Origin of the sequence: Sorangium sp. So ce128 (assembly GCF_051525245.1) — a bacterium.
Taxonomy (GTDB): domain Bacteria; phylum Myxococcota_A; class Polyangia; order Polyangiales; family Polyangiaceae; genus Sorangium; species Sorangium cellulosum_B.
In genome coordinates this window covers 6,954,896-6,976,444 of sequence record NZ_CP150313.1, presented here as the reverse complement: position 1 = coordinate 6,976,444, position 21,549 = coordinate 6,954,896, and the positions used below count along the sequence as shown (strand labels likewise).

Sequence of the window (21,549 nt, the reverse complement as noted above, 5' to 3'; positions counted from 1 at the left end):
GGCGCGGAGCCGTCGCCATCATCACGCGACCGGAGCGAGGCGGCGGGCTCAGCTATTCATGCGTCATTCGGGCTTCCCTCGGTGGGCCGCGCCGGCCGCGGCCACCTCCGGAAGTGACCCTGACCGCCCCGCGCGAAGCACGCGCAGGATCAAGCGAGGATCCAGGAGCGCCTCCGGCCCGTCGAGCATGTGCAACGCGCGCACGAAGCGCACGTAGACCTCGCGATCGACCTGCGCGGCCCGGTGCAGCATCCCGGTGTACCAGCGCATGATCGGCTGGAGGAACGGCCGCCGGCCCCTGGTCTCGGGGTAGGCGAGGTCTTCCCCCGTGGACATCCGCCACGGCAGGTCGACCGCCCTCGCCGCGGCCGCGTGGTAGCGGCGGGTGAGGCCCGCGATCGCGCCGCGCCCCGCGCGGCGGCGGTGCTCCTTGAGCGCGGCGTCGAGCGCCAGCGCCTGGAGGCAGGCCGACGTCATCCCCTGGCCGTAAACGGGGTTGAAGCTGGCGAGCGCGTCGCCCAGCACGGCGAGCCCCTCGGGCATCCGCGCCATGCGCTCGTAGTGCCGCCGGAGGTGCGCCGGGAACTTGGAGACGGCGACGTCCGTCACCGGCTCGGCCCCGAGCAGCGCCCGGTAGAGCGCGTCGTTGGGCAGGCCCCGGGCGAACTCCAGGAAGCCCTCGGGATCGGCGGGCGGGTGATCGCCGAACAGGCCCGCCAGCACCACGATCCAGCGCCCGCCCTCGATCGGCGCGATGCAGCCGAAGCGCCGGCTGTCGGACGGCGAGCCGAGGACGTACAGCGACTTCCACGGGAGCTGCGCCGGATCCCGTGGCCGGTACTGCCGGCTGGCGTACCCCACCCGGACCTGGATGGTCGACTCGTCGGGCCGCCGGTAGCCGAGCGCCTCGAGCCACGCCGGCGCGCGCGAGCCGCGCCCGCTGGCGTCCACCACGAGCTCCGCCGGCAGCCGCTCGATCCGGCCGCCTTCGTCGCGTTGCCGGAGCACGACGCCCGTGATCCGGGAGCGATCGCGAGACGCCGAGAGCTCCACCACCTCGCGCTGGTCCAGGCGCCGCACCCTGGGCAGCGCGAACGCGCGGCGGCGCACGTGCGCCTCGAGCAGCGGACGGGTCATGCACACGGTCCGCACCCCCGTCTCGAAGCGCGGCTTCCAGGCGCCGTGGTGGTGCCACGCCAGGCCGAGCCCGAAGTCGTACGCGATGGCTCCGTCCTGGAGCAAATCCCCGGTGAAGCCGGGGAACAGGTCGTTCAGGATCCGCTCTCCCTGGGCGAGCAGCCCGTGGAGCTGGCGAGCCTGGGGCACCCCCTTGCGGGCCTCGCGGAGGTCATCCGGGATGGCGTCACGCTCGACGACGGCCACCTCGCCGAAATGGTCGGCGAGCACGCGGGCTGCGACCAGGCCCGCGATGCTCCCACCGATCACCACCGCCCTGCGGCCGGCGAACGGGCGATTGGAGCGGATGTCCTCCTGGGTGCAAGGCTTCATGGAGCCGCCTGGATTGCAATCCTCGGGCCGCCCCTGAGGACTGCAAGGCCGGCGCAATGCTCGCTTCGTGATGAGGCGCTCAACCTGCGTTGCGCGCGCTGCGCACATCGCGCGCGACCCGCCGAGGCCCGACTGAGCAGCTGCGCAACTACGCAACTCCACGCGCTCCGTCGAGATGAAAGCGACCATCACTCCTGCGCTCTTCGTCGCCATCAAAGATGGACCTCCGGCGCGACAGGCGCGGAGAGGCCGTATCGAGGCGCCGCCGCCCGCTGGCGGGTGGCCGCTCCGCCGCGGGTGTGAGAAAGAGCACCGCTCACGATCCGGTCCTCGCGTCTTCGTGAGAGACGCTCGACGTGCATGGCAATGCCGCGCGTCCGGAACCGCGCGACGTGACCCGTCGTCCCGCGATGGGCGCCGGGCTACTTCTTGCGGCAGCCGCAGTCGGACGTCGGCGCTTGCGGCGCCGCAGGCCGCTGGCACGTGGTCACGAGGGTGCTCAGGACAGCGAGGAGGATCGCGACGCGGAGCCGCATGCCGGTGATCCTCCCCCGCGCGCCGGGCGGCGTCAATCCGGGGCCGTGGGCTCAGCCGAGCGGCATCTCCAGCGACACCTCGTCGAGCCCGACGCCCAGGAAGCGGCGCGGGCGCACCGTGACCGCGATCTGCGCGCCGCCCTCGCCGCGGCCCGCCTTGACGGTGAGCTCGATGCTGGCGGGCGGCGCGTTCTCGAACAGCGCCCAGAGGGCACCCTCGACGACCGGCTGGACCTCCGCCGGATCGCTGTCCGGGGGCAGCTTCGAGCAGAGCGCGCGCAGGAACTGGACGACGCGCGCGACGAAGAGCTGATCGACGAGCGAGACGCGCTCGAGGCGCTCGTCCGGCTCGGCCGTCGGGCTGTCGTACGTGAGCTTCTCCGGCGGGACGTAGGCCGTCGGCGCGGCGAGGACGTACACCGCGTCGCTGTTCGGGGCCGACGCGAGCAGGAGCACGCCGCTCTTCGAGAGCTCGCGCTGGGTGTCCGTGGACACGAACGCCTCGGTCGGGATCGCGACGCCCTCGTCGCCCTCGTACGCGCCCTTGACCTCGTGCACCGGCAGGTCCCCGAGCGTGCCGCCGCCCTTCGCGCCCGTGACGCGGCAGGGCCACGCCGTCTCGCGGAAGCTCCCCGCGATCAGCGCGCCGACGACGTACGCCGGCGAGATCCAGACGCGGCCGCCCTCATCGCCGGGCTGCTCGGCGATCGCCGCTTCCCGGATCCGGGAGGTCGTCCGGTCGTATGGCATCCGGCCGAGCACGCGGTTCATCGCGATCGCGACCCACCGCGCGCCATGCCGCGCTGCAGCGGAGCGCCACGGCGCTCGGTGTGGCGCCCGGAACAGCGCGGCCTTGTTGTCGAGCCGCTCGACGCCGCCGAGATCGTCGACCCCGAGCAGGCGCGCGTCGCCGTTCACGACGGCGGGGAGCGCGTGCGCCTCGGCGACGCGCGCGATCTCCTCGAGCCGCGCGAGCGACGCGGCGCTGCCGTCGATCGCGACGTCCACGATGGCGACCGACGCCGGCGGCTCGGAGCTCGCCGTCTGCGCGAGCACCCGCGCGAGCGCCCCGGCCGCCTCGTCCGGGCGCGCGCTGACGACGTCGAACCGGACGCCCTCCGCCGCCTTCGCGCGCTCCACGAGCAGGCTCAGCCCGCGCCACGCCTCCTCGAGGCGCCGCACCTCGGGGTGCTGCAGGATCGCGCCGAGCTGCGCGCCGATCGCGCGCTCGATCTGCGCGAGCGCCTCCGCTGGCCGAGCGGGCTGGCCCGCGCGCGGGCGGGCGCTCGCCGCCACGGTCGCGATGAGCTCCGAGAACCGCCCTGCCTCCGCCGGCTTCTGATCGAGGCTGCCCGGCGTCGCGGGTGGGGGCGCCGCCTCGGCGCCCTCGCCCCCGCCGAGGTCGACCATCGAGAGCAGCGCGTCCACGTCCGAGCCGGGCGCGGGCGCCGGCGCCGCGGGCCGCTCCGCGGCGGGCGCGGAGCGGTCGGGCGAGGCGTCCCGGCGCTCCGGGAGGAGGCCCAGGATGTCGCGCACCAGCGGGGAGCCGCCCCAGAGCCGATCGAGCTCGGCGCGCGCTTGGTCGAGCGTGGCCGAGCCGTCGCGCAGCCGATCCAGGACCCGGCGGCCGTCGAGCAACGAGCGCAGCAGCGGCACCTCGGCGCACAGCGCGTCGGGCCGGAAGCTCTTCAGCCCGGCGGGCGCGAGGTCGACGCGCACCGCCCGGCCCGCCGCGAGCACGCTCGGCACCTCGATCGCGAGCCGTGGCCGGAGCATCGTGAAGAGGTTATCGAAGCGGCTCGCGTCGACGCGGATCGCGCCCGCGGGCGGGCTCGCGCCGGCGTTGTGCGGATCGCGCGGGGTGAGATCGGCGACGACGAGCACGCGCAGCGGGAGCAGCGGCCCCCGCTCCACGGCGCCCCCGTCCTCGCCCACGTGGAACCTGAACTCGTCGCCCAGAACGCCCTTTTCCGTCATGGCCAGCGCAGCATAGGCGTCACCTATCGGCGCGAGAAGCGCTAAGCTCCGCGCGCATGAAGACGGAAGGCGGTCCGCCCTTGAACTTGAACCCTGAACCTCACGCCGCCAGCGATCGCAGGCGCCTCCGCGGGGGCGCCCCGATCCAGATCGGGCTCCTCGGCTGCGGGACGGTCGGCGGCGGCGTCCTGCGCCTCCTGGCCGAGAACTCCGGTTATCTGGCGGAGCGCGCGGGCGTCCCCCTCGTCGTGAAGCGCGTGGTCGTGCGCGACCTCGAGAAGGAGCGCGTCGCCGCCCTGGATCGCGGCGTGCTCACCACGAACCCCGAGGAGGTCGTCGACGACCCCTCGATCGACGTCGTCGTCGAGGTGATGGGCGGCGAGACGCCCGCGCGCGCGCTGATCGAGCGCGCCATCGACCGCGGCAAGGGCGTGGTCACCGCGAACAAGCTGCTGCTCGCCGCCCACGGCCCCGCGCTCCTCGCGCGGGCCTCGGCGCGCCAGGTCGACCTCGCGTTCGAGGGGGCGGTCGGCGGCGGCATCCCGATCATCCGGACGCTCCGGGACGCGTTCGCGAGCGACTGGGTCGAGCGCGTCACCGCGATCCTGAACGGCACCTGCAACTACATCCTCACGCGCATGCGCGACACGGGCGCGTCGTTCGACGCCGCGCTGCGCGAGGCGCAGGCGCTCGGCTACGCCGAGGCCGACCCGTCGCTCGACGTCGACGGCCACGACGCCGCGCACAAGCTGATCGTCCTGGCGATGCTCGCCTTCGGGGCGCAGGTCGACAGCGCCGACGTGCACACCTCCGGGATCCGGAGCATCGAGGAGGCCGATCACCGCTACGCCGATCGGTTCGGCTACACCATCAAGCACCTGGCGATCGGCCGCGACCTCGGCGATTCCATCGAGCTGCGCGTGCACCCCACGCTGATCCCGAAGCAGAGCGTGCTCGCCAACGTCTCCGGCGTGCTCAACGCCGTGCTGCTCGAGGGGCGCGCCGTCGGCCCGTCGCTGGTCTACGGCCGCGGCGCCGGCGACCTGCCGACCGCGGTCAGCGTCGTCTCCGACATCCTCGACGTCGCGCGCTCGATCGCGTCGGGCGTCGCGGGCATGCAGGGCCGCGGCATGTCGATCAAGCCCCGCGCGGTCCGCCCGCTCGGCGAGATCGTCTCCCGGTACTACCTGCGCTTCGCGGTCGAGGACCGGCCCGGCGTCATGGGGCGCCTCGCCGGCGCGCTCGGCGACGCGGGCGTCAGCATCGAGCAGATCGTGCAGCAGGGGCCGACGAACTCGGGCTCGGGCGCGGCGCCCGCGGGCGGGGCGGCCGCTCGTCAGCCCGCGGTGGACGTCGTGCTCATCACGCATGACGCGCGGGAGGGGCTCGTGCGGAGCGCGCTCGACGCGATCGCGCGCGAGCAGTTCCTCCGCGAGCCGGTGCACCTGTTCCGCATCGAGGAGCCGTGACCTCCCACAGCGACGCGCCGCTCGGCGTGTTCGACTCGGGCCTCGGCGGCCTCACGGTCGTGCGCGCGCTGCGCAGGCGCTGCCCGGCGGAGGACATCGTCTACCTGGGCGACACGGCGCGGGTCCCGTACGGCACGCGGTCGCCGGAGACGGTGGTCCGCTACGCGCTCGGCTGCGCGCGCGTGCTCATCGGCCGCGGCGTCAAGGCGATCGTGGTCGCGTGCAACACGGTGAGCGCCGTCGCGATCGACATGCTCCGGGTCGAGCTCGACCTGCCCGTCCTCGGGGTCATCCTGCCCGGCGCCCGCGCTGCCGTCGCGGCGTCGCGCGGCGCGACGATCGGCGTGCTCGGGACGGCCGGGACCATCGCGTCCGGCGCCTATCCCCGCGCCGTGGCGTCGCTCAGCACCCGCACCGAGGTCGCCGGCCAGGCGGCTCCGCTGCTCGTCTCGCTGGCGGAGGAGGGATGGATCGAGGGCGAGGTCCCGCGGCTCGTCGCGCGGCGGTACCTGGAGCCGCTCATCGGCGCGGGCGCCCGCTCGATCGTGCTCGGGTGCACGCACTTCCCGCTCCTCCGCGCCGCGATCGAGGCCGAGACGGCGTCGCTCGCCGGCGGCCCCCTCCCGATCGTGGACAGCGCGTCGGCGACCGCGGAGGAGGTGGCCTCGTTCCTCGCCGAGCGGGGGCTCGCGACCTCCCGGAGCACGCCGGGCGGCCTCTCGCTCCTCGTCACGGATCTACCGAAGAGCTTCGCCACCGTGGCGGCCAGGTTCCTCGGGGAGCCGGTCGTCGCGGACGGCGCCGTGCGCTCCCCGACCCAGGCTGGCTCCGCTGTCCGCTCTCCGACCCAGGTTGGCGGAGACGCCGCTGGCCATTCTTCCCCATTTTCCGCCCAAGGCGTCGACGTGGAGCAGATCGACCTGTAATACGCAGCAAGCTTCGCCCGGGGCTCCGGGCGCGGAGGAGGTTTTCCACACGATGACGCAGCTCAGGTGGCTTTCGGCCGGCGAGTCGCACGGGCCGGAGCTCGTGGCGACCGTCGAGGGTATTCCGGCGGGCATGCCGCTCCTCGCGGAGGACATCGACGAGGATCTGGCGCGTCGCCAGCGCGGCTACGGGCGCGGCGGGCGGATGAAGATCGAGACCGATCGCGTCCGCCTCGTCGCCGGCGTGCGCGGCGGCGAGACGCTCGGCGGCCCCATCGCCATGGTGATCGAGAACCGCGATCACGCGAGCTGGGCAGGGCGGATGGGCCCCGAGCCGTTCCCCGAGCCGCCCGAGGCGCTGACCCGCCCGCGCCCTGGCCACGCGGATCTGGCCGGCGGCCTGAAGTACGCCCGGCGGGACCTGCGCGACGTGCTCGAGCGGGCGAGCGCGCGCGAGACCGCGGCGCGGGTCGCGGTGGGCGGCGTTTGCCGCAAGCTCCTCCGGTCTGTCGGCGTCGAGGTCTTCGCCCACGTCCTGTCGATCGGCCCGGTGGCGTCGCCGACCTCCGCCGCCTCGGGCGGGGGTGAGCTCCCGCTCGCCGAGCTCCGGGAGCGCGCCCGCGCCTCGGATCTCGCGTGCGTCGACGCCGCTGCCGCGCAGGCGATGCGCGACGCCATCCGCGAGGCCGCGCACCGGGGCGACACGCTCGGCGGCGTCTTCGAGGTGATCGCCACGGGCCTGCCGCCCGGGCTCGGGAGCCACGTGCAGTGGGACCGCAAGCTCGACGGACGGCTCGCGCAGGCGCTGATGAGCGTCCAGGCGATCAAGGGCGTCGAGATCGGCATCGGCTTCGAGGCCGCGCGCATCTCGGGCTCCGAGGTGCACGACCCCATCGCCTACGATCAGGGGGCGCACGCGTTCACCCGCCCGTCGAACCGCGCCGGCGGCCTCGAGGGCGGCATCACGAACGGCATGCCGCTCATCTGCCGCGCCGCCATGAAGCCGATCGCGACGCTCAAGCGCGCGCTCCCGTCGGTCGACGTGCGCACCAAGGAGCAGTTCGACGCCGCCTTCGAGCGCAGCGACGTCTGCGCCGTCGCGGCCGCCTCGGTCGTCGGCGAGGCGATGGTGGCGATCACGCTCGCCGCCGCCCTGCTCGAGAAATTCGGCGGCGACAGCCTCACGGAGCTCTCGCGCAACGTCGACGGCTACCTCCAGCAAGTCCGCTCTTACTGAAGGCCATGGAATTCCTTCCCGACGCACCTCCGCTCCTGCTCACCGGCTTCATGGGGGCAGGCAAGTCCACCGTGGGCCGCATCGCCGCCGCGCGCACCGGGCTCCCGTTCCTCGATCTCGACGACGCCATCGTGCAGGAGGCCGGCGAGAGCGTCCCGTCGCTCTTCGCCAAGCGCGGCGAGGCTGGCTTCCGCGCGCTGGAGGCGGCGACCCTGCGCCGGCTCCTCGCGGCGCGCGGCCCGCGCATCATCGCCCTCGGCGGCGGCGCCCTGGTCGATCCCGCGCTGCGCGCCGAGGCGCTCGAGCGCGGCTGCGTCGTCGCGCTCACCGCCACCCCGCGCACGATCGCCGCGCGCACGCCGAACGGCAACCGCCCGCTCCTCGATGGCGCGCCGGATCGCGAGGCGCGCATCCGAGAGCTCCTGGCCGCGCGCGCCCCCGTCTATGCCGAGGCCCACGCGCGCGTCGTGACCGACGGCGTCTCCCCCGCGGACGTCGCGGCGCGGGTCCTCCGCGCCTACGCGGATCGCCCGCTCTTCGTGCCGCTCGGCGACAAGAGCTACGCGGTGCGCATCGCCTCCGACGGGGCGGCGTCCACGGCGGACGCCATCGCTGCGCTGGCGCCGACGTCCGTCTTCGTCGTCACGGACGAGAACGTGAGCCGCCTCTGGGGCGCGCCGCTGCTCGCCGCGCTCGCGGCGCAGGGGACGCCGGCCGCGGCCGTCACGGTGCTCAAGCCCGGCGAGGAGCACAAGCGGCTCGCGGCCGTCGAGGCGGCGCTGACGGCGATGATCGACGCGGGCGCCGATCGCGGGGCGGTGGTGCTCGCGCAGGGCGGGGGTGTGGTGACCGACATCGGCGGGTTCGCTGCGTCCACGCTGCTGCGGGGCGTCCGCTGGGTCGCGGCGCCGACCACGCTCCTCGCGATGGTCGACGCCTCGGTAGGCGGCAAGACGGGGGTCGACCTCGGCCCCGCGAAGAACGCCGTCGGAACGTTCCACCAGCCGTCCGCGGTCGTCGCGAGCCCGGCGGCGCTCGCCACCGAGACCGACCGCGCCTACCGGAGCGGGCTCGCGGAGGTGGTGAAGTCGGCCTGCATCGGCGATCCGGAGCTGCTCACGCTGCTCGAGCGCGAGGCCGACCGCGTCCTCGCGCGCGACCCCGGCCTGCTCGCCGAGATCATCCGCCGCTCGATCGCCGTGAAGGCGGCCATCGTCGCCCGCGACGAGCGCGAGTCGGGCGACCGCGCCCTCCTGAACCTCGGCCACACGCTGGGGCACGCCCTCGAGGCCGAGGGGGGGTTCGTCCGGCTGACGCACGGCGAGGCGGTGGCGCTCGGCATGGTCGCCATGTTCCGCGTCGGCTGCGCGCTGGGCGTGACCGATCGCGCGGCGGCCGACCGGGCGACCCGCTTGCTCGCGCGGCTCGGTCTGCCCACCCGGATCGAGGACGAGCCGGTCTCCGCCGCGCTGCGCTTCCTGTCGCTCGACAAGAAGCGCCGGGGCTCGTCGGTCCGGACGGTGCTGATGCGGGACATCGGCAGCACGTTCGTGGAGCCGATGCCGCTCGATCGCCTCGCCTCGCTCCTCGAGCGCGCGGCCGCCCGCGCGACCTGACCCTCGGACGCCGAGCGGTGTGCCTGAGACAGCCCTGCTCCGGGCGAAATCCGTGCGTCGGCGCCGCACGCCCTCCTCGCTGAACGCCTCCGGCGCAGACGGCGCTTGCGCTGTCGGTGAATAAAATCGATGTGTTTCCAACGTTCTTCGGAAAAAAATCCCGGCACACCGCCCGCATCGTCCGCTCCGCGCTATCTTTCTCGGCGCCGATGGTGACCGTGACGAAGAAGAGAATCCTGGTGGTGGAGGACGAGCAGGACACGGCGGCGATGATCGCCCGGTTCCTCGGCGACGAGTTCGACACCGTGGTCGCGACAAACGGGGTCGATGGGCTCGCGCTGGCCCAGCAGGAGCCGCGGCCCGATCTGGTGATCGTGGACATCATGATGCCGAAGCTCGACGGCGTGAGCATGACGAAGCGGCTCCGCGAGCACGAGCCGACGCGCCGGGTGCCGATCATCTTCCTGACCGCCAAGTCGGATCCGATGGACGTCATCGCCGGCATCCAGGCGGGCGCACGCCATTACATCACGAAGCCCTTCGTGCTCGACGATCTCAAGAAGAAGGTCCGCAAAGCCGTCTACGGCCGCTAGAGCGGCGGTCACTCGCTTCGGATACGGGCCCACCTCGGCGTTTTCGGTGCTCAGCGCACAGGAGTGCGCTTGCGCGCCGAAAACGCCGATCTGGGCCCGTCTCCTGTGCGAGAGACCGCCGCTCTGCCCCGGCGGACAGCGGGGCGGTGGGGGGAAACCGCAGCAGGGGGCGGGGGGAAACCGCAGCAGGGGGCGGGCCTGGCCGGCGCTTCGCGGGGGCGGCGCTGGTCGATGAGTCGAACGGCGAAGAGGCTAGGAGAAGGGGAGAAGGCCGACTGGCGATCTTGGCATCTCCGAGGTTTCTCGCCTCGAGCCGGTCCGTCTCTCGCGTGCTGCGTGGTGCCGCAGGGCAGGAATCCCGGCGATTTCTACCGCCGTCACGCGCCGGCACCGCGGGGCGCTCGCCTTGTGTTCTATGAGGTTTCTTCGGAGATCTCGTATCTCCGCTGGGGCTCGGCGCCGGTCGTGCGCGGCGCTGCCAGGAGGTGCCCGCGTCAGCTGCCGCCGCGGTGCGGGACGCTGCAGGCCCTGAACGCTTTCTCGAACAGCTCGAGCGAGCGGGAGATGCTCGAATGCACCCGGCGGATCTCCTCGGCGGAGGTGGTCGCGAGCTTCACGATCTCGAGCGCCTCGCGCGGGTGGGCATCATCGTAGTTCGCATGCGCGGCGAGCCACGTCAGCGACTTGCTCCCCTCGCCATAGAGCTTCGTAAAGCTCGGCAGCACAACGCGAGAACACTCGCCGATGACCCCCTCGATCGCATAGTTCACCGCGCCGACCGCCTCCGCGAGGGAGCCGCGGTAGGACACCGACCAGAGCCACTCGAAGAGCGACGCGATCTCCGGGCTCGGGCGGTGGCTCGTGATGTCCGAGGTGCTGTGCCCGTGCCACGCCGCCCAGTCGAGGTACCAGCGCACGTGCAGCGCCTCGACCCGGATGTTGCCGATGAGCCAGTCTCGCACCAGGGAGTCGCGCGGCGACTGGCCATAGGTCGTCTTGGCGAGGCTGAGCCCCATGTACTTCGGGAACGCCTCGACCACGCAGAAGAACTCCCGGAGGAGCCCCTTCCACATCTCCTGATCGACCGGCTCCGTCATCGTCTGCGCGATCGGCGGCGTGTAGACCGCGGCCTTCCACTGGTCGGCCAGAGATTCGAGCATGTCCTCGACCCAGACCGGGTGCGGCGTCGCCTGAAGGCTGTCCTTGACTTCCTTATGCCGCTGCGAGCGAGGTGACAGCATGAAATTACCTGTAGGGTTGCTGGGTCAATCTGCCTCGTGGCTGCCCGCCGGTCTCTACCCCACCGAATCTCCGCACGCCGACCGGTCAGCGGCCGTCAGGAGACAATCCGCAGAGCAGGCACGATGCTGACCCCGAGCACGAAGGACGAGAGGGGCAGCGCGAGGACCTCACCATGGGAGGCTTCGTGTACATGTGTCCTGCCTGCATCCAGTCTGGATCAAGGTGAAGGAGCAAGTCAATAGGCAAACGAGGGCGCCGCCGCAACGACAAGAGGGCCGATCTCGCTCAGGTCGCTCACCATACGACCTCGGAGAGGCACTCCGTCGCGCCGCGGAACCGGCACCGCTGGTGGGTTACCTTGGGGGTGGATGCACCGCACAGGAGGAGCGCCTGCTCGACCCAGCCGCAGACGCCTTCTCCGCAGTTCATCGCGGAAGGCCCCTCGTCGTCCCCGGTCGGGCCTGTGATGGTCAGCACCCACTCCCGCGGCTTCACCATGCGCGGGAAGACCTTCCCGGAGTCGAAGTAGCGCGACCAGAACATTCCAGTCCGGGCGACGATCGTGTCGGGCATGGCGATCGAGAGCGCGAACTTCAACACCGTATTGAGGTCGCGATCCGCGACGTAGCGGGCAAACCGCTTGAGCTCAGCGGTTTGGTCGCTCGCAGTCCGCGCGTGCGTTCGCAAGGCGCGGTTCCAGACGCCGATCGGATACCAGCTGCTCGCGAGCAGCGGCTGAGAGAGTACGTCCCGGTCTGACTTGGGCAGCGACGTCACCAGGCGCTCCCATGCACCGGCGTCGCGGGTCGTCGTGACGAACGACCGGAGGTTGACCAGCAACGTTCCTTTGCATCTACCGGCGGGGATCGAGGTCTTGGTCTTCGTCTCGTGCGTCTTCATCGCGGCGAACCTACGGCGGGAAGGCCCCGGCGAAGCTGAGCCCGATCGAGGGCGCGGCGCACGTACCCTCGGACGGGAAACCCTGCCCGGGAGCACATCGTCGGGGCAACTCCAGGAGTCGTGGTTGTACCTTGCAGGGGAGCGTGAGTCGGGCTCGATGGCAAGAGATGATTACGTGGGAGCAGCCGTGCGACACGAGCCGACGTGGCCCTGCGCAAGATCACGCCGGTTGTCCAGCTCTCCTTTCGACCCGAGACGCCAGACCCCCCGCGACCGCCGCAGACGTCTGCGCGCGCAATGGTGTGATGCGCATTACGTGATTTCGCGCCGCGCTCGTCGGTCGTCGTGGCCGTCGACGGGCGCTCGTCGCGGCGACGGGGGCTCGCAGCGGCGACGGGCGCTCACGGCGGGGGCTGCGCGTCGCCTGCGGAGGTGGCTGCGCCTGGCAGTTGCCGTCCTCCCCGAACCTCGGTACCCCTACGCCCATGAGCGAACCCACCACGGGCCGGCCCGCCGCCGGCCACGCGGAGCCCGAGCTGCCGCACATCGACGTCGCCGAGCGGGGGGCGCCGCGCGACGGCCGGCCGCAGGTAATCGACGGCCGGCTGTTCATGCAGCTGCTCGTGTTCCGTTGCCCCGGCGACGCCGATCCGGCGGAGCTGACCCGCGCAGCCGGCCAGGCGCTCGCGTCGCAGCGCGTCGGCGCGGTCGTCTACGAGGACATCAACGATCCGCGCGGGATCGCCGTGCTCACGTGGGCGGAGGACCCCGCCGTCTTCGTCCAGACCGTCCGCCCGGCGCTCAACCGCAGCGAGCTCCGGGCCCTGGAGCTTCGCCCCGATTTCACGATGCTGGGGCGCACGTACTCGACCGGCTACGAGCAGGATCTCGACTTCTGGCTGCTCCGGCGCCCGGCGGAGACCGTCTTGAACCCCGCCTGGCCGTGGGCGGTGTGGTATCCGCTCCGCCGCAGCGGCGCGTTCTCGAAGCTCGAGGGGCGCGAGCAAGGGAGCATCCTGCGCGAGCACGGCACCATCGGCAGGGCCTATGGCGCCCAGGACCTCGCCCACGACATCCGCCTCGCGTGCCACGGCCTCGACGCCCGCGACAACGAGTTCGTGATCGGGCTCGTCGGCAAGGAGCTCCACCCGCTCTCCCACATCGTGCAGACGATGCGGAAGACCCGCCAGACCTCGGAGTTCATCAGCCAGATGGGCCCGTTCTTCGTCGGCCGCGCCGCCTTCCGCAGCCCGGGCGGCTGACGGGGCCGCTCCCCCTCAGCCGATGCCGGCGAGGCCCGAGAACGCCAGGGCCAGGGCGTCGAGCCGCGCCGCCGCGCGGGCCTCGGCGTCGGCCAGCGGCTCGTCCGCGGCGACCTCCTCGCGCACGTCGAAGTAGAACTTGATCTTCGGCTCCGTCCCGCTCGGGCGGGCGATGAGCCGGCTCCCGTCGTCGAGCTCGTACACGAGCACGTTGCTCGGAGGCAGCACGAGCGGCTCGACCAGGCCGTCGCTCGTGGTGCGCGTGCGCGCCTCGAAATCGCGCCACGCCACCACGGGGACGCCCCCGATCGCGGCCGGCGGGCTCTTCCTTAGCGCGGCCATGATCGCGGCGATCTTGTCGAGGCCGTCGACGCCGCGCAGGGTGTACGAGCGCTGCCCGCTCATGTAGAGGCCGTACTTGCGGGTGATCGCCTGGAGCTCGTCCAGCAGGGTCCTGCCCTCGGCCTTGCGCACCGCCGCGAGCTCGGCGACCAGCGCCGCGGCGCTGATGCCGTCCTTGTCGCGCACGACCGGGCCGACGGTGTAGCCGAGCGCCTCCTCGAAGCCGAACACGAAGCGGGCCCCGGTCGAGCGCTCGATGTCCATCGCCCGGTTGGCGATCCACTTGAACCCGGTCAGGGTCTCCTCGTAGTGAACCCCGAGCGCCGCGGCGATGACGCCCAGCATCGGAGTCGAGACGCAGGACGCCAGCACGAGCCGGCGCTCGTCCGCGCCCTGCGCGCGGCCCTCGGTGAGCAGGTAATTGCCGAGGAGCACGCCGACCTGGTTGCCCGTGAGCTGCACGTACTCGCCGTCAGGGCGCCTCACCGCCACGGCGAGCCGGTCGACGTCGGGATCGTTGGCGAGGACGAGGTCGGCGCCCTCCCGCTTCGCGAGGGCGAACGCCAGGTCCATGGCGCCCTTCTCCTCGGGGTTCGGGAACGCGACCGTGGGGAACCCGCCATCCGGCTCGGCCTGCTCGGGCACGCTCGCCACGCGCGTGAAGCCGGCTTCGCCGAGCGCCTGGCGGACCAGGCGATTGCCGACGCCGTGAAGCGGCGTGTACACGATGCAGAGGTCGCGATCCCCGTCGCTCCGCACCGCGAGGCCGCGGATCGCGCCGAGGTAGCTCCGCTCCAGCTCCTCGGGGAAGTCGCGCACCAGCCCGAGCCTCCTCGCCTCGTCGAGAGGCATGCGGGGGACCTGATCCGCCGGCGGCGAGGCGTCGATCGCCGTCGCGATGCCGGTGTCATGGGGTGGGATGATCTGCGCGGCGTTGTCCCAGTACACCTTGAAGCCGTTGTACTCGGGCGGGTTGTGGCTCGCCGTCACCATCACGCCCGCGGCCGCGCCGAGGTGGCCGACCGCGAACGCCGCGACGGGCGTGGGGCAGGGGACGGGCGAGAGGTGGCTCGGGATGCCCGCGGCGGCGAGGGCGCAGGCGGTGTCCTCCGCGAACTCTCGGCTCATCCGGCGGCCGTCGTAGCCGATGACGACGCCGGCGCTCCGCGCCTTGTCGCCGAGCGCTTCGAGGAGGTGACGGGCGAGCCCCGCGGTCGTGCGGAGGATGACGGCGCGGTTCATCCGGCTCTCGCCGGCCCCGAGGACGCCGCGGATGCCCGCGGTGCCGAACTCCAGCGGGCCGGCGAAGCGCTCGGCGAGCTCGGCGCGGACGCCGTCCTCGCCTGCCCTGGCCGCGTCGATGAGCCGGCGCAGCTCGCTCTGGGTCTCCGGATCGGGGTCGTGGGAAAGCCAGCGTTCGGCGGGCTCGAGGACGAAGTCGTGGCTCACGCCTGGTATTTAGTTCATGCCGGCCGTGGTTTGCACCACGAGCGCGCGATTCCGCGCGGCGGCAGCGTGGGCGGCGACCGCCGCGCGCTGGCCCGCCGGCCCGGCGCCTACGTTGCCGGCGGCTCCCGGCCAGCTCGGACCGCTCAGTCCGCTCGGCCGAGCGTCAGCCCACCTTCTTGCCGGCGGCGAGCGCCTCGGCGAAGCGCGTGTCGTACTGCCCGCCGCGGAAATCACCGTCCTGCAGGATCTGGCGGAGGAACGCGAGGTTGGTCGCGGCGGGCCCGGCCGGACCGGTGAGCTCGATCGTCGTCTCCGCGAGCGCCCGGTCGAGGCGAGCGATCGCCTCGTCGCGGGTCGGGCCGTGGGCGACGATCTTGGCGAGCAGCGGGTCGTAGAACGGCGTCACCTCGAGCCCCTCGGCGACGCCGGTCTCGATCCGCAGGTCGTCGCCGGCGGCCGGCCAGCGGAGCGCGGTGATGCGGCCGGGCTGGGGGGCGAACTTCTTCGCCGGATCCTCCGCGTAGAGGCGCGCCTCGATGGCGTGGCCGCGGTAGGTGTGGCTCCGGACCTCCGGCGCGAGCGGCTCGCCCGACGCGATGCGGATCTGGTGCTCGACCAGGTCGAGCCCGGTGCACATCTCCGTGATGCAGTGCTCGACCTGGAGCCGCGCGTTGACCTCCAGGAAGAAGAGCTCGCCGCTCTCCGCCGCGACGAACTCGACGGTACCCGCGCCCACGTAGCCGGCGGCCGTCACGACCCGGAGGGCGCTGTCGTGCAGCTCCTTCCGGCGGACCTCGCCCGCCGCTCCCTGGAAGAACGCGGCCGGCGACGGGGTCTCCTCGACGATCTTCTGGTGCCGGCGCTGCGCGCTGCACTCGCGCTCGCCGAGCGCGACGGCGCCGCCCTGCCCGTCGCAGAGCACCTGCACCTCGATGTGGCGCGGGCGCTCGATGTACCGCTCCATGTACACGCGCGGGTCCCCGAACGCCGCGCGGCCGCGGTCGGAGCACGCGGTGAGGGCGCGCGACAGCTTGCCCGGATCGGTGACGATCTGCATGCCGATGCCGCCGCCGCCGCCCGCGGCCTTGACGAGCAGCGGGAAGCCGATGCTCTCGGCGGCGCGCTGGGCGGCCTCGACGTCGGCGGGGTCGACCGGACCGCCCGTGCCCGGCGGCGGGAAGACGTCGGCCGCGCGCGCGTGATCCCGCGCGAGGATCTTGTCGCCGAAGGCGTGGAGCACCGCGGGCGGCGGGCCGATGAACGTGACGCCGGCCTCGACGACGGCCTCGGCGAAGGCCTGGTTCTCGCTGAGCAGCCCGTACCCGGGGTGGATGCCGTCGGCGCCCGTCGCGCGGGCCGCCTCGACGATCGCATGGATGACCAGGTAGCTGTCCCGGACCGGCGGCGGCCCGATGCGCACCGCCTCGTCGGCCATCGCGACGTGCGGCGCGCTCGCGTCCGCGTCGGAGTACACGGCGACCGTCGCGATCCCGAGCCGTTTGCAGGTCCGGAGGACGCGGCAGGCGATCTCTCCACGGTTGGCGACGAGGATCTTCTTCAACACGGCCGACAGCTACGCCCCCGCGCGGCGGCGCGTCAAGACGCCCGCTGCAGGCGGCGCTCGCTCGCGCGCTCCCGGGGGGGCGGCGCGCGCGAGCGTCAGCCGAGCGCCCGCCGCACCTTCGGCTTGGCCCCGAGCAGCACGAGCTGCCCGCAGGCCGCCGAGACGTCATCGCCGCGCCGGCGGCGAACGAAGCAGGAGTATCCCGCCTGGGTGAGCACCTCCTGGAACGCCGCCACGCGCTCCTGGGCCGGCGGACCCAGCGAGGAGGCCTCGATCGGGTTCATCGGGATGAGGTTGATCTTCACCGGGAGCCCGCGCAGGAGCTTCGCCAGCCGCCGCGCCTCGGCGGGATCGTCGTTCTGCCCGGCGACGAGCGTGTATTCGATGGTGATGCGCCGGCGCCGCGGCAGCGGGTAAGCGCGCAGCGCCGCGAGCAGCTCGTCGAGCGGGTGCTTGCGGTTGATGGGCATCAGCGCCGAGCGCGTCTCGTCGTCCGCGGCGTGCAGCGAGATCGCCAGCGCGATCTGCCCGCCAAAATCCGCTCCGAGCCGCGCGATCTCGGGCACGAGGCCCGACGTGGACACCGTGACCCGCCGCGTCGAGAGGTTGATCCCTTCCGGGTGCGTGAGCAGGCGCAGCGAGCGAGCGGTCGCTTCGTAGTTGTGGAGCGGCTCGCCCATGCCCATGTACACGACGTTGCGGAGCTCCTCGCCCTCCTCGAGCATCGCCCGCCCGAGGAGCACCTGGCCCGCGATCTCCTCGGCCCCGAGGTGGCGCTTGAGCCCCGCCACGCCGCTCGCGCAGAAGCCGCACCCCATGGCGCAGCCGACCTGCGTCGAGATGCACTGGGTGACGCGGACGCGCGGCGCGGCGTCCGCCTCCGCGGCCGCATCGTCGTCCTCGTCGTCGGCCGCCGCCGCGTCGGCGTCGAGCTGCGCGTGCGAGCCGGGGCCCGACACCGACGGGAGCAGGACCGTCTCGATGGTCGCGCCGTCGCGGAGGCGCAGGAGCAGCTTGCGCGTGCCGTCCTCGGAGCGATGAACCCGCTCGGGCGTCAGCACCTCACCCAGCCCCTCCGCGGCGAGGTGCTCGCGCAGCCGCGCCGGGAGGTTCGTCATCGCGGCCGGATCGAGGACGCCGCGGCGATGGATCCACTGGAATACCTGCTTCGCCGTGAACGACCGCTCTCCGCGGGCAGCCAGCGAGACCGACCACTCTTCAGGCAGCCGGGCGACGGGGTGAAGCGGCGTGGAGCGCACCTGCCTGGCCTACTGCGCGCCGCCCCCAGCGGCAAGGGGAGCAGGCGGGCGGCCAGGCCAAAGCGTCAGCCGCTCTGGCTCTCGACCTGTGACGCCGTGAGCTGCCCGTCGCGCTCGCGGCGCGCGCGCGTCCGGCTGGCGGCCTCGAGCACCTCGCGGGTGTAGCGCTCGAACGCCTCGGCCCGGTGCATCGCGGTGTGCTCGGCAAAGACGCGCTGCCTCGCCCGCTGGCCCAGCGTGAGGCGCTTGTCCTCCTTCATCTCCCTGAGCTTCCGGAGCACGTCCTCCGGCGAGCGCACGAGCAGGATCTCCTCGCCGGGCTGGAAGAACGTCTCGATACCCGGCCAGGCGTCGCTCAGGACAGGGGTCCCGCACGCGGCCGCCTCGAACAGGCGCGCGCTCGGCGACCACCCGGACTCGACCATCGCACGGCGGGTCAGGTTCAGCGTGAAACGCTGCGAGTTGTAGAAGATGCGGTGCTCGTCCGGCGGGAGGTGCTCCGTCCGGGAGACGTTCTCCGGCCACGTGAGCGACGCCGGGTACTGCGCGCCCGCCACCGCGAAGCGCCCGCGGCGCATGCGCCGCGCCGGCTCGAGGAGGAGCCGCTCGACGGCCGCCTGCCGGTCGTCGCTGTAGGTCCCGAGGTAGCCGAGATCCCAGCGCATCGGCGCCGGCTGGGGATGGTACACGTCCGTGTCCGCCGAGCAGTAGAGCGCCCGCGCGCGCACCGCGCCGTGGCTGCGCTCCAGCCGCTCCAGCGTCGGGCCCCCCGTCGCCGACAGATAGAGATCATACCGCGGGATCAGCGCCGGCGTCAGGTACGCATGATCCCCGTGCGCCAGCCGGCCCAGCGTGACGGGGGTGTCCAGATCGTAGAACGCGGCCTTTCCGCGGGCCTCTTCCGTGATCCATGCCCCGACCGTCGCCCCTTCCGGTACGAAGGAGCCGACGATCACGAGATCGGCTTCGCGCACGGCGCGTGAGAATCTATCGCGGAGCTCGGTAATGCTCGAGTACTGCTCGGTCGTGCCGTAAGGCGGGTTGGGCAGGTCGCGGTGCTGATCGTAGATGGGGAGGTTCCGCTCCAGAAAGAGCATCCGGTGGCCGCGCGACGCGAGCGCCCGGAGGAGCGCTCTGTACGTCGTGGCGTGGCCGTTGCCCCACGAAGACGTGATGGAGAGCCCCAGGAAGACATAGCGGTAGGTAGTTGTCGTCATAGCGTGGTGGCGGCAAGGGTTGAGAGATCCCAGACGGCGTGCCGGCCCGGAATGCGCCGGTCCCGAGGTACACCGCGGCGGCCCCGGAGAGGCGAAAGACGCCTCGCGGACACCTGCGCAACGTGCGCAACGTGCGCAACATGCGCAACATGCTCAAAACGAGCGGCACGCCGATCCAGTTGCCCTGGCGCCGCGCGAGAGGGCGCGGCGACGAGCGCACCCGGGATTAACATGCGTGCTCACCCTCTGCAATGCTGTGAGATGCAGTTTCTTGATCGAAGGTGCGTATTCCTCGTCAGACGCCAGGCGGTAAGGCCCGCCCTTTTCCCGTGACGACGAAGCGCGCGAAATCGCCGCTTGCTCCGGGATAACGCGGCTCGTTCGGGTAAAGCACCCGACGGCAACCGTCCTCGCATCGCAGAGGAACCGGCCTGTGCGGTAAACGCTGTTCGGAAGCGATGATGGTGAGAAAAAGAGGGACGTTGTCGCAATGGTCGGTGACGGCTGCTGGTCGAACGGAGCGTCGACGGGGGAGCCCTGCTCCGGAACGCCGGGGCAGCGCTGGTGAAGCGCCGCCCAGGCCGGCGCGCGCTGTCGGACGCATACGCCGCGGAGCGACGGGGCCTGGGGGCGCGGCCGGCGGCAGGGGATTCCGCCGCCCAGCTGAGCTCGCCGGCGGACCGGCGGCCTCGGCCGGGCAGGGGCGCCTGGCCTCGCGGAGAAATCGGGCGGGGGAGCAGGAAGGCAGGAAGCGCGCGGCGCTGTCCGGGCGCCTTCCTGTCGGTGCGGGGACGCTGCGGTGGAATCGGGAGGCCGGGTGTCCAGCCTTCAGCGGCGGTGGGGCCGCGCGAGAGCCGTCGAGACGTTCAGGTGGCGGGGCTCAGCGCCTGCCAGCCCTGGATCACCTCGGCGATGCTCGCGAAGCGGCGGTCCGGGCTGTGCGCCAGACCCCTGTTCACGAACACCTCGATCTCCCGGTCGACCGGCGGAGGCATCAGGCTGCCCAGGCGGCGCGGCGGCGTCCTCGTCTTGAGATCGGCGAGCATCATCAGATTGCGCGCGGCGTAGGGGAGCTCGCCGGTAAGCGCGTGAAAGATCACCGTCATGGCCGCATAGAGGTCGGCCCGGTGATCCACCGTCTTCCCCTTCGTGAGCTGCTCGGGCGGCGCGAACCTGAAATCGCCGAGACACCGGCTCGGTAACGTCGGCGCCGCGTCGGAGAGCCCGGGAGGGAGCTTGCACGAGCCGAGATCCAGGAGCGTCAGCCGCTCGCCGTCAGGACCCTGGTCGAGCAGCACGTTCGCGGAGCTGATGTCGCGGTGGATGATGCCAATCTCGTGCAGCTCGGCGATCGCCGACCAGAGCTGCCCGCCCAGCGGGTGAACGGCGCTGAACGGGAGTGGCCCCTGCCGGGAGATGCGCTCGCTGAGGAGCTCCCCCTCGCGCAGCTCGAACACGAGGAGAGGACCGTGCGCCGGGTCCTTGCCGCCGTCGAGCGACGGCAGTGTGTGCGGGCCCCGCAGCCGCTCGCACGCCACCGCCTCTCGCCGGAAGCGCGCCTCGGCCTCCTGCTGGGGCATGCGCTCTGGCGTGTTGAGCACGCCTCCCGGCTCCTGGCGCACCGGGGGCTCCCCGAGCACCTTGACCGCGACGCGCCGGCCGGTGCTCGCGTCCTCGGCGCTGAACACCTCACCGAGGCCTTCGCGGCGGAGATGACGTACCACGTGGTAGCGCTGGAGCAGAACGGTTCCGGGCACGATTGACAAGAGCGGCCTCCTTCGCTTGACAAAGGGGGTCCAGCGCGTTCCGGTCGCCTCCCCCCTCTCCCCAGACAAGCTCATTTATCACGCAGACGCGACAGAGGAAGCGCCGCGCGCAGCGTCACACGACGAAGGGCTCCCGCGCCTTGTTTTTTTGTTTTCCGGCGCGCGCCGCTTCACATCGGCCGCCCGTCGCACCCGAGGTCGCCTGGACGAAAAAGCCGCGGGGCACGGGACGGGGAAAAATGGGGCGCGGCCGCGGGACAACGGGGCGAAGGCGGTCCGGGGCGCGGGCCGCCGGCCGAGGCGCGTCGCCGCGGCGGGAGCGGCCAGCGCCTGGGTCGCCGCGGCCGCGCCGGTCTCAGCGGCTGGGCCGCGCCGGTGTGCCGCATTGCCCTCGTCGCGCGCCGCCGGAGCGCCGAGCGGGTGCCTCGTCGGAGCGCGCTCCGGTGGACGGCGGTGGAGCACCGGACTGCCCTCGTGGCCGGGGGCCGCCGGCGCTTCGACGCTGCAGAGTTGCCCCTGGCCGCGCTCTCTGGTGACGATGCGCACCGGAGCGCGGCAATCGGTGGTGATTGCATGACGGCGGCGGCGCCTCGCGGCGCCCGCTTCCGGGGACACGCCAGTAACCCCGAACCGCTGGCCATTCAGGTGAACTTCGCGTAGCTCCACACAGGGCGGACGATCCGGA

Annotated in this window: 15 protein-coding genes; 6 read left to right on the top strand and 9 right to left on the bottom strand. The window is 72.6% G+C overall.

From position 1 onward, the window contains the following. Positions 1-63 precede the first annotated feature (63 nt). Entirely contained in the window at positions 64-1,509 is a 1,446-nt protein-coding gene (locus WME82_RS26470; protein ID WP_438037562.1) for an NAD(P)/FAD-dependent oxidoreductase, read from the bottom strand. A 587-nt stretch (positions 1,510-2,096) separates the two neighbouring features. Further along, complete coding sequence (locus tag WME82_RS26465; RefSeq protein ID WP_438037561.1) at positions 2,097-4,022, bottom strand: type VI secretion system contractile sheath domain-containing protein; 1,926 nt, start codon at positions 4,020-4,022, stop codon at positions 2,097-2,099. Between the two features lie 86 nt (positions 4,023-4,108). Here WME82_RS26465 and WME82_RS26460 point away from each other — a divergent pair, with 86 nt between their 5' ends. From WME82_RS26460 to WME82_RS26440, 5 genes are all read left to right on the top strand, one after another. Beyond that, positions 4,109-5,491, top strand: coding sequence for a homoserine dehydrogenase (locus tag WME82_RS26460; protein ID WP_437739250.1), 1,383 nt, complete (start codon positions 4,109-4,111; stop codon positions 5,489-5,491). Then, positions 5,488-6,417, top strand: a complete 930-nt coding sequence (murI, locus tag WME82_RS26455; protein WP_437739249.1) for a glutamate racemase — start codon at positions 5,488-5,490, stop codon at positions 6,415-6,417. The genes WME82_RS26460 and murI overlap by 4 nt, the downstream gene beginning before the upstream one ends. Before the next feature lie 52 nt (positions 6,418-6,469). Continuing rightward, complete coding sequence (gene aroC, locus WME82_RS26450) at positions 6,470-7,654, top strand: chorismate synthase (RefSeq protein ID WP_438037560.1); 1,185 nt, start codon at positions 6,470-6,472, stop codon at positions 7,652-7,654. Positions 7,655-7,659: 5 nt separating this feature from the next. Then, on the top strand, positions 7,660-9,270 hold the full coding sequence (gene aroB, locus WME82_RS26445) for a 3-dehydroquinate synthase (protein ID WP_438037559.1): 1,611 nt from the start codon (positions 7,660-7,662) through the stop codon (positions 9,268-9,270). Positions 9,271-9,479: 209 nt separating this feature from the next. Then, positions 9,480-9,863, top strand: coding sequence for a response regulator transcription factor (locus WME82_RS26440; protein ID WP_438037558.1), 384 nt, complete (start codon positions 9,480-9,482; stop codon positions 9,861-9,863). A gap of 494 nt (positions 9,864-10,357) precedes the next feature. On the opposite strand, the gene WME82_RS26435 is transcribed toward WME82_RS26440, so the two are convergent. Then, positions 10,358-11,104: a TenA family transcriptional regulator gene (locus WME82_RS26435; RefSeq protein ID WP_437739245.1), complete on the bottom strand. Its 747-nt coding sequence runs from the start codon at positions 11,102-11,104 to the stop codon at positions 10,358-10,360. A 295-nt stretch (positions 11,105-11,399) separates the two neighbouring features. Continuing rightward, entirely contained in the window at positions 11,400-12,005 is a 606-nt protein-coding gene (locus tag WME82_RS26430; RefSeq protein WP_012237471.1) for a hypothetical protein, read from the bottom strand. 485 nt (positions 12,006-12,490) lie between these two features. Between WME82_RS26430 and WME82_RS26425 the strand changes: the two genes are divergently transcribed. Beyond that, positions 12,491-13,267 (top strand): chlorite dismutase family protein, encoded by a 777-nt coding sequence (locus WME82_RS26425; protein WP_437739244.1) that lies wholly within the window; start codon positions 12,491-12,493, stop codon positions 13,265-13,267. Between the two features lie 15 nt (positions 13,268-13,282). Here WME82_RS26425 and WME82_RS26420 read toward each other — a convergent pair whose 3' ends face one another. From WME82_RS26420 to WME82_RS26400, 5 genes are all read right to left on the bottom strand, one after another. Then, positions 13,283-15,058, bottom strand: coding sequence for a phospho-sugar mutase (locus tag WME82_RS26420; protein WP_437739243.1), 1,776 nt, complete (start codon positions 15,056-15,058; stop codon positions 13,283-13,285). Positions 15,059-15,221: 163 nt separating this feature from the next. After that, a complete protein-coding gene (locus WME82_RS26415; RefSeq protein ID WP_438037557.1) occupies positions 15,222-16,622 on the bottom strand; it encodes an acetyl-CoA carboxylase biotin carboxylase subunit in 1,401 nt (466 codons plus the stop codon). A gap of 95 nt (positions 16,623-16,717) precedes the next feature. Next, entirely contained in the window at positions 16,718-17,881 is a 1,164-nt protein-coding gene (gene rlmN, locus WME82_RS26410; RefSeq protein ID WP_438037556.1) for a 23S rRNA (adenine(2503)-C(2))-methyltransferase RlmN, read from the bottom strand. Between the two features lie 65 nt (positions 17,882-17,946). Continuing rightward, entirely contained in the window at positions 17,947-19,098 is a 1,152-nt protein-coding gene (locus tag WME82_RS26405; protein ID WP_437739240.1) for a CgeB family protein, read from the bottom strand. Between the two features lie 866 nt (positions 19,099-19,964). Beyond that, positions 19,965-20,855, bottom strand: a complete 891-nt coding sequence (locus WME82_RS26400) for a serine/threonine-protein kinase (protein ID WP_438044934.1) — start codon at positions 20,853-20,855, stop codon at positions 19,965-19,967. Between the last annotated feature and the right edge of the window lie 694 nt (positions 20,856-21,549).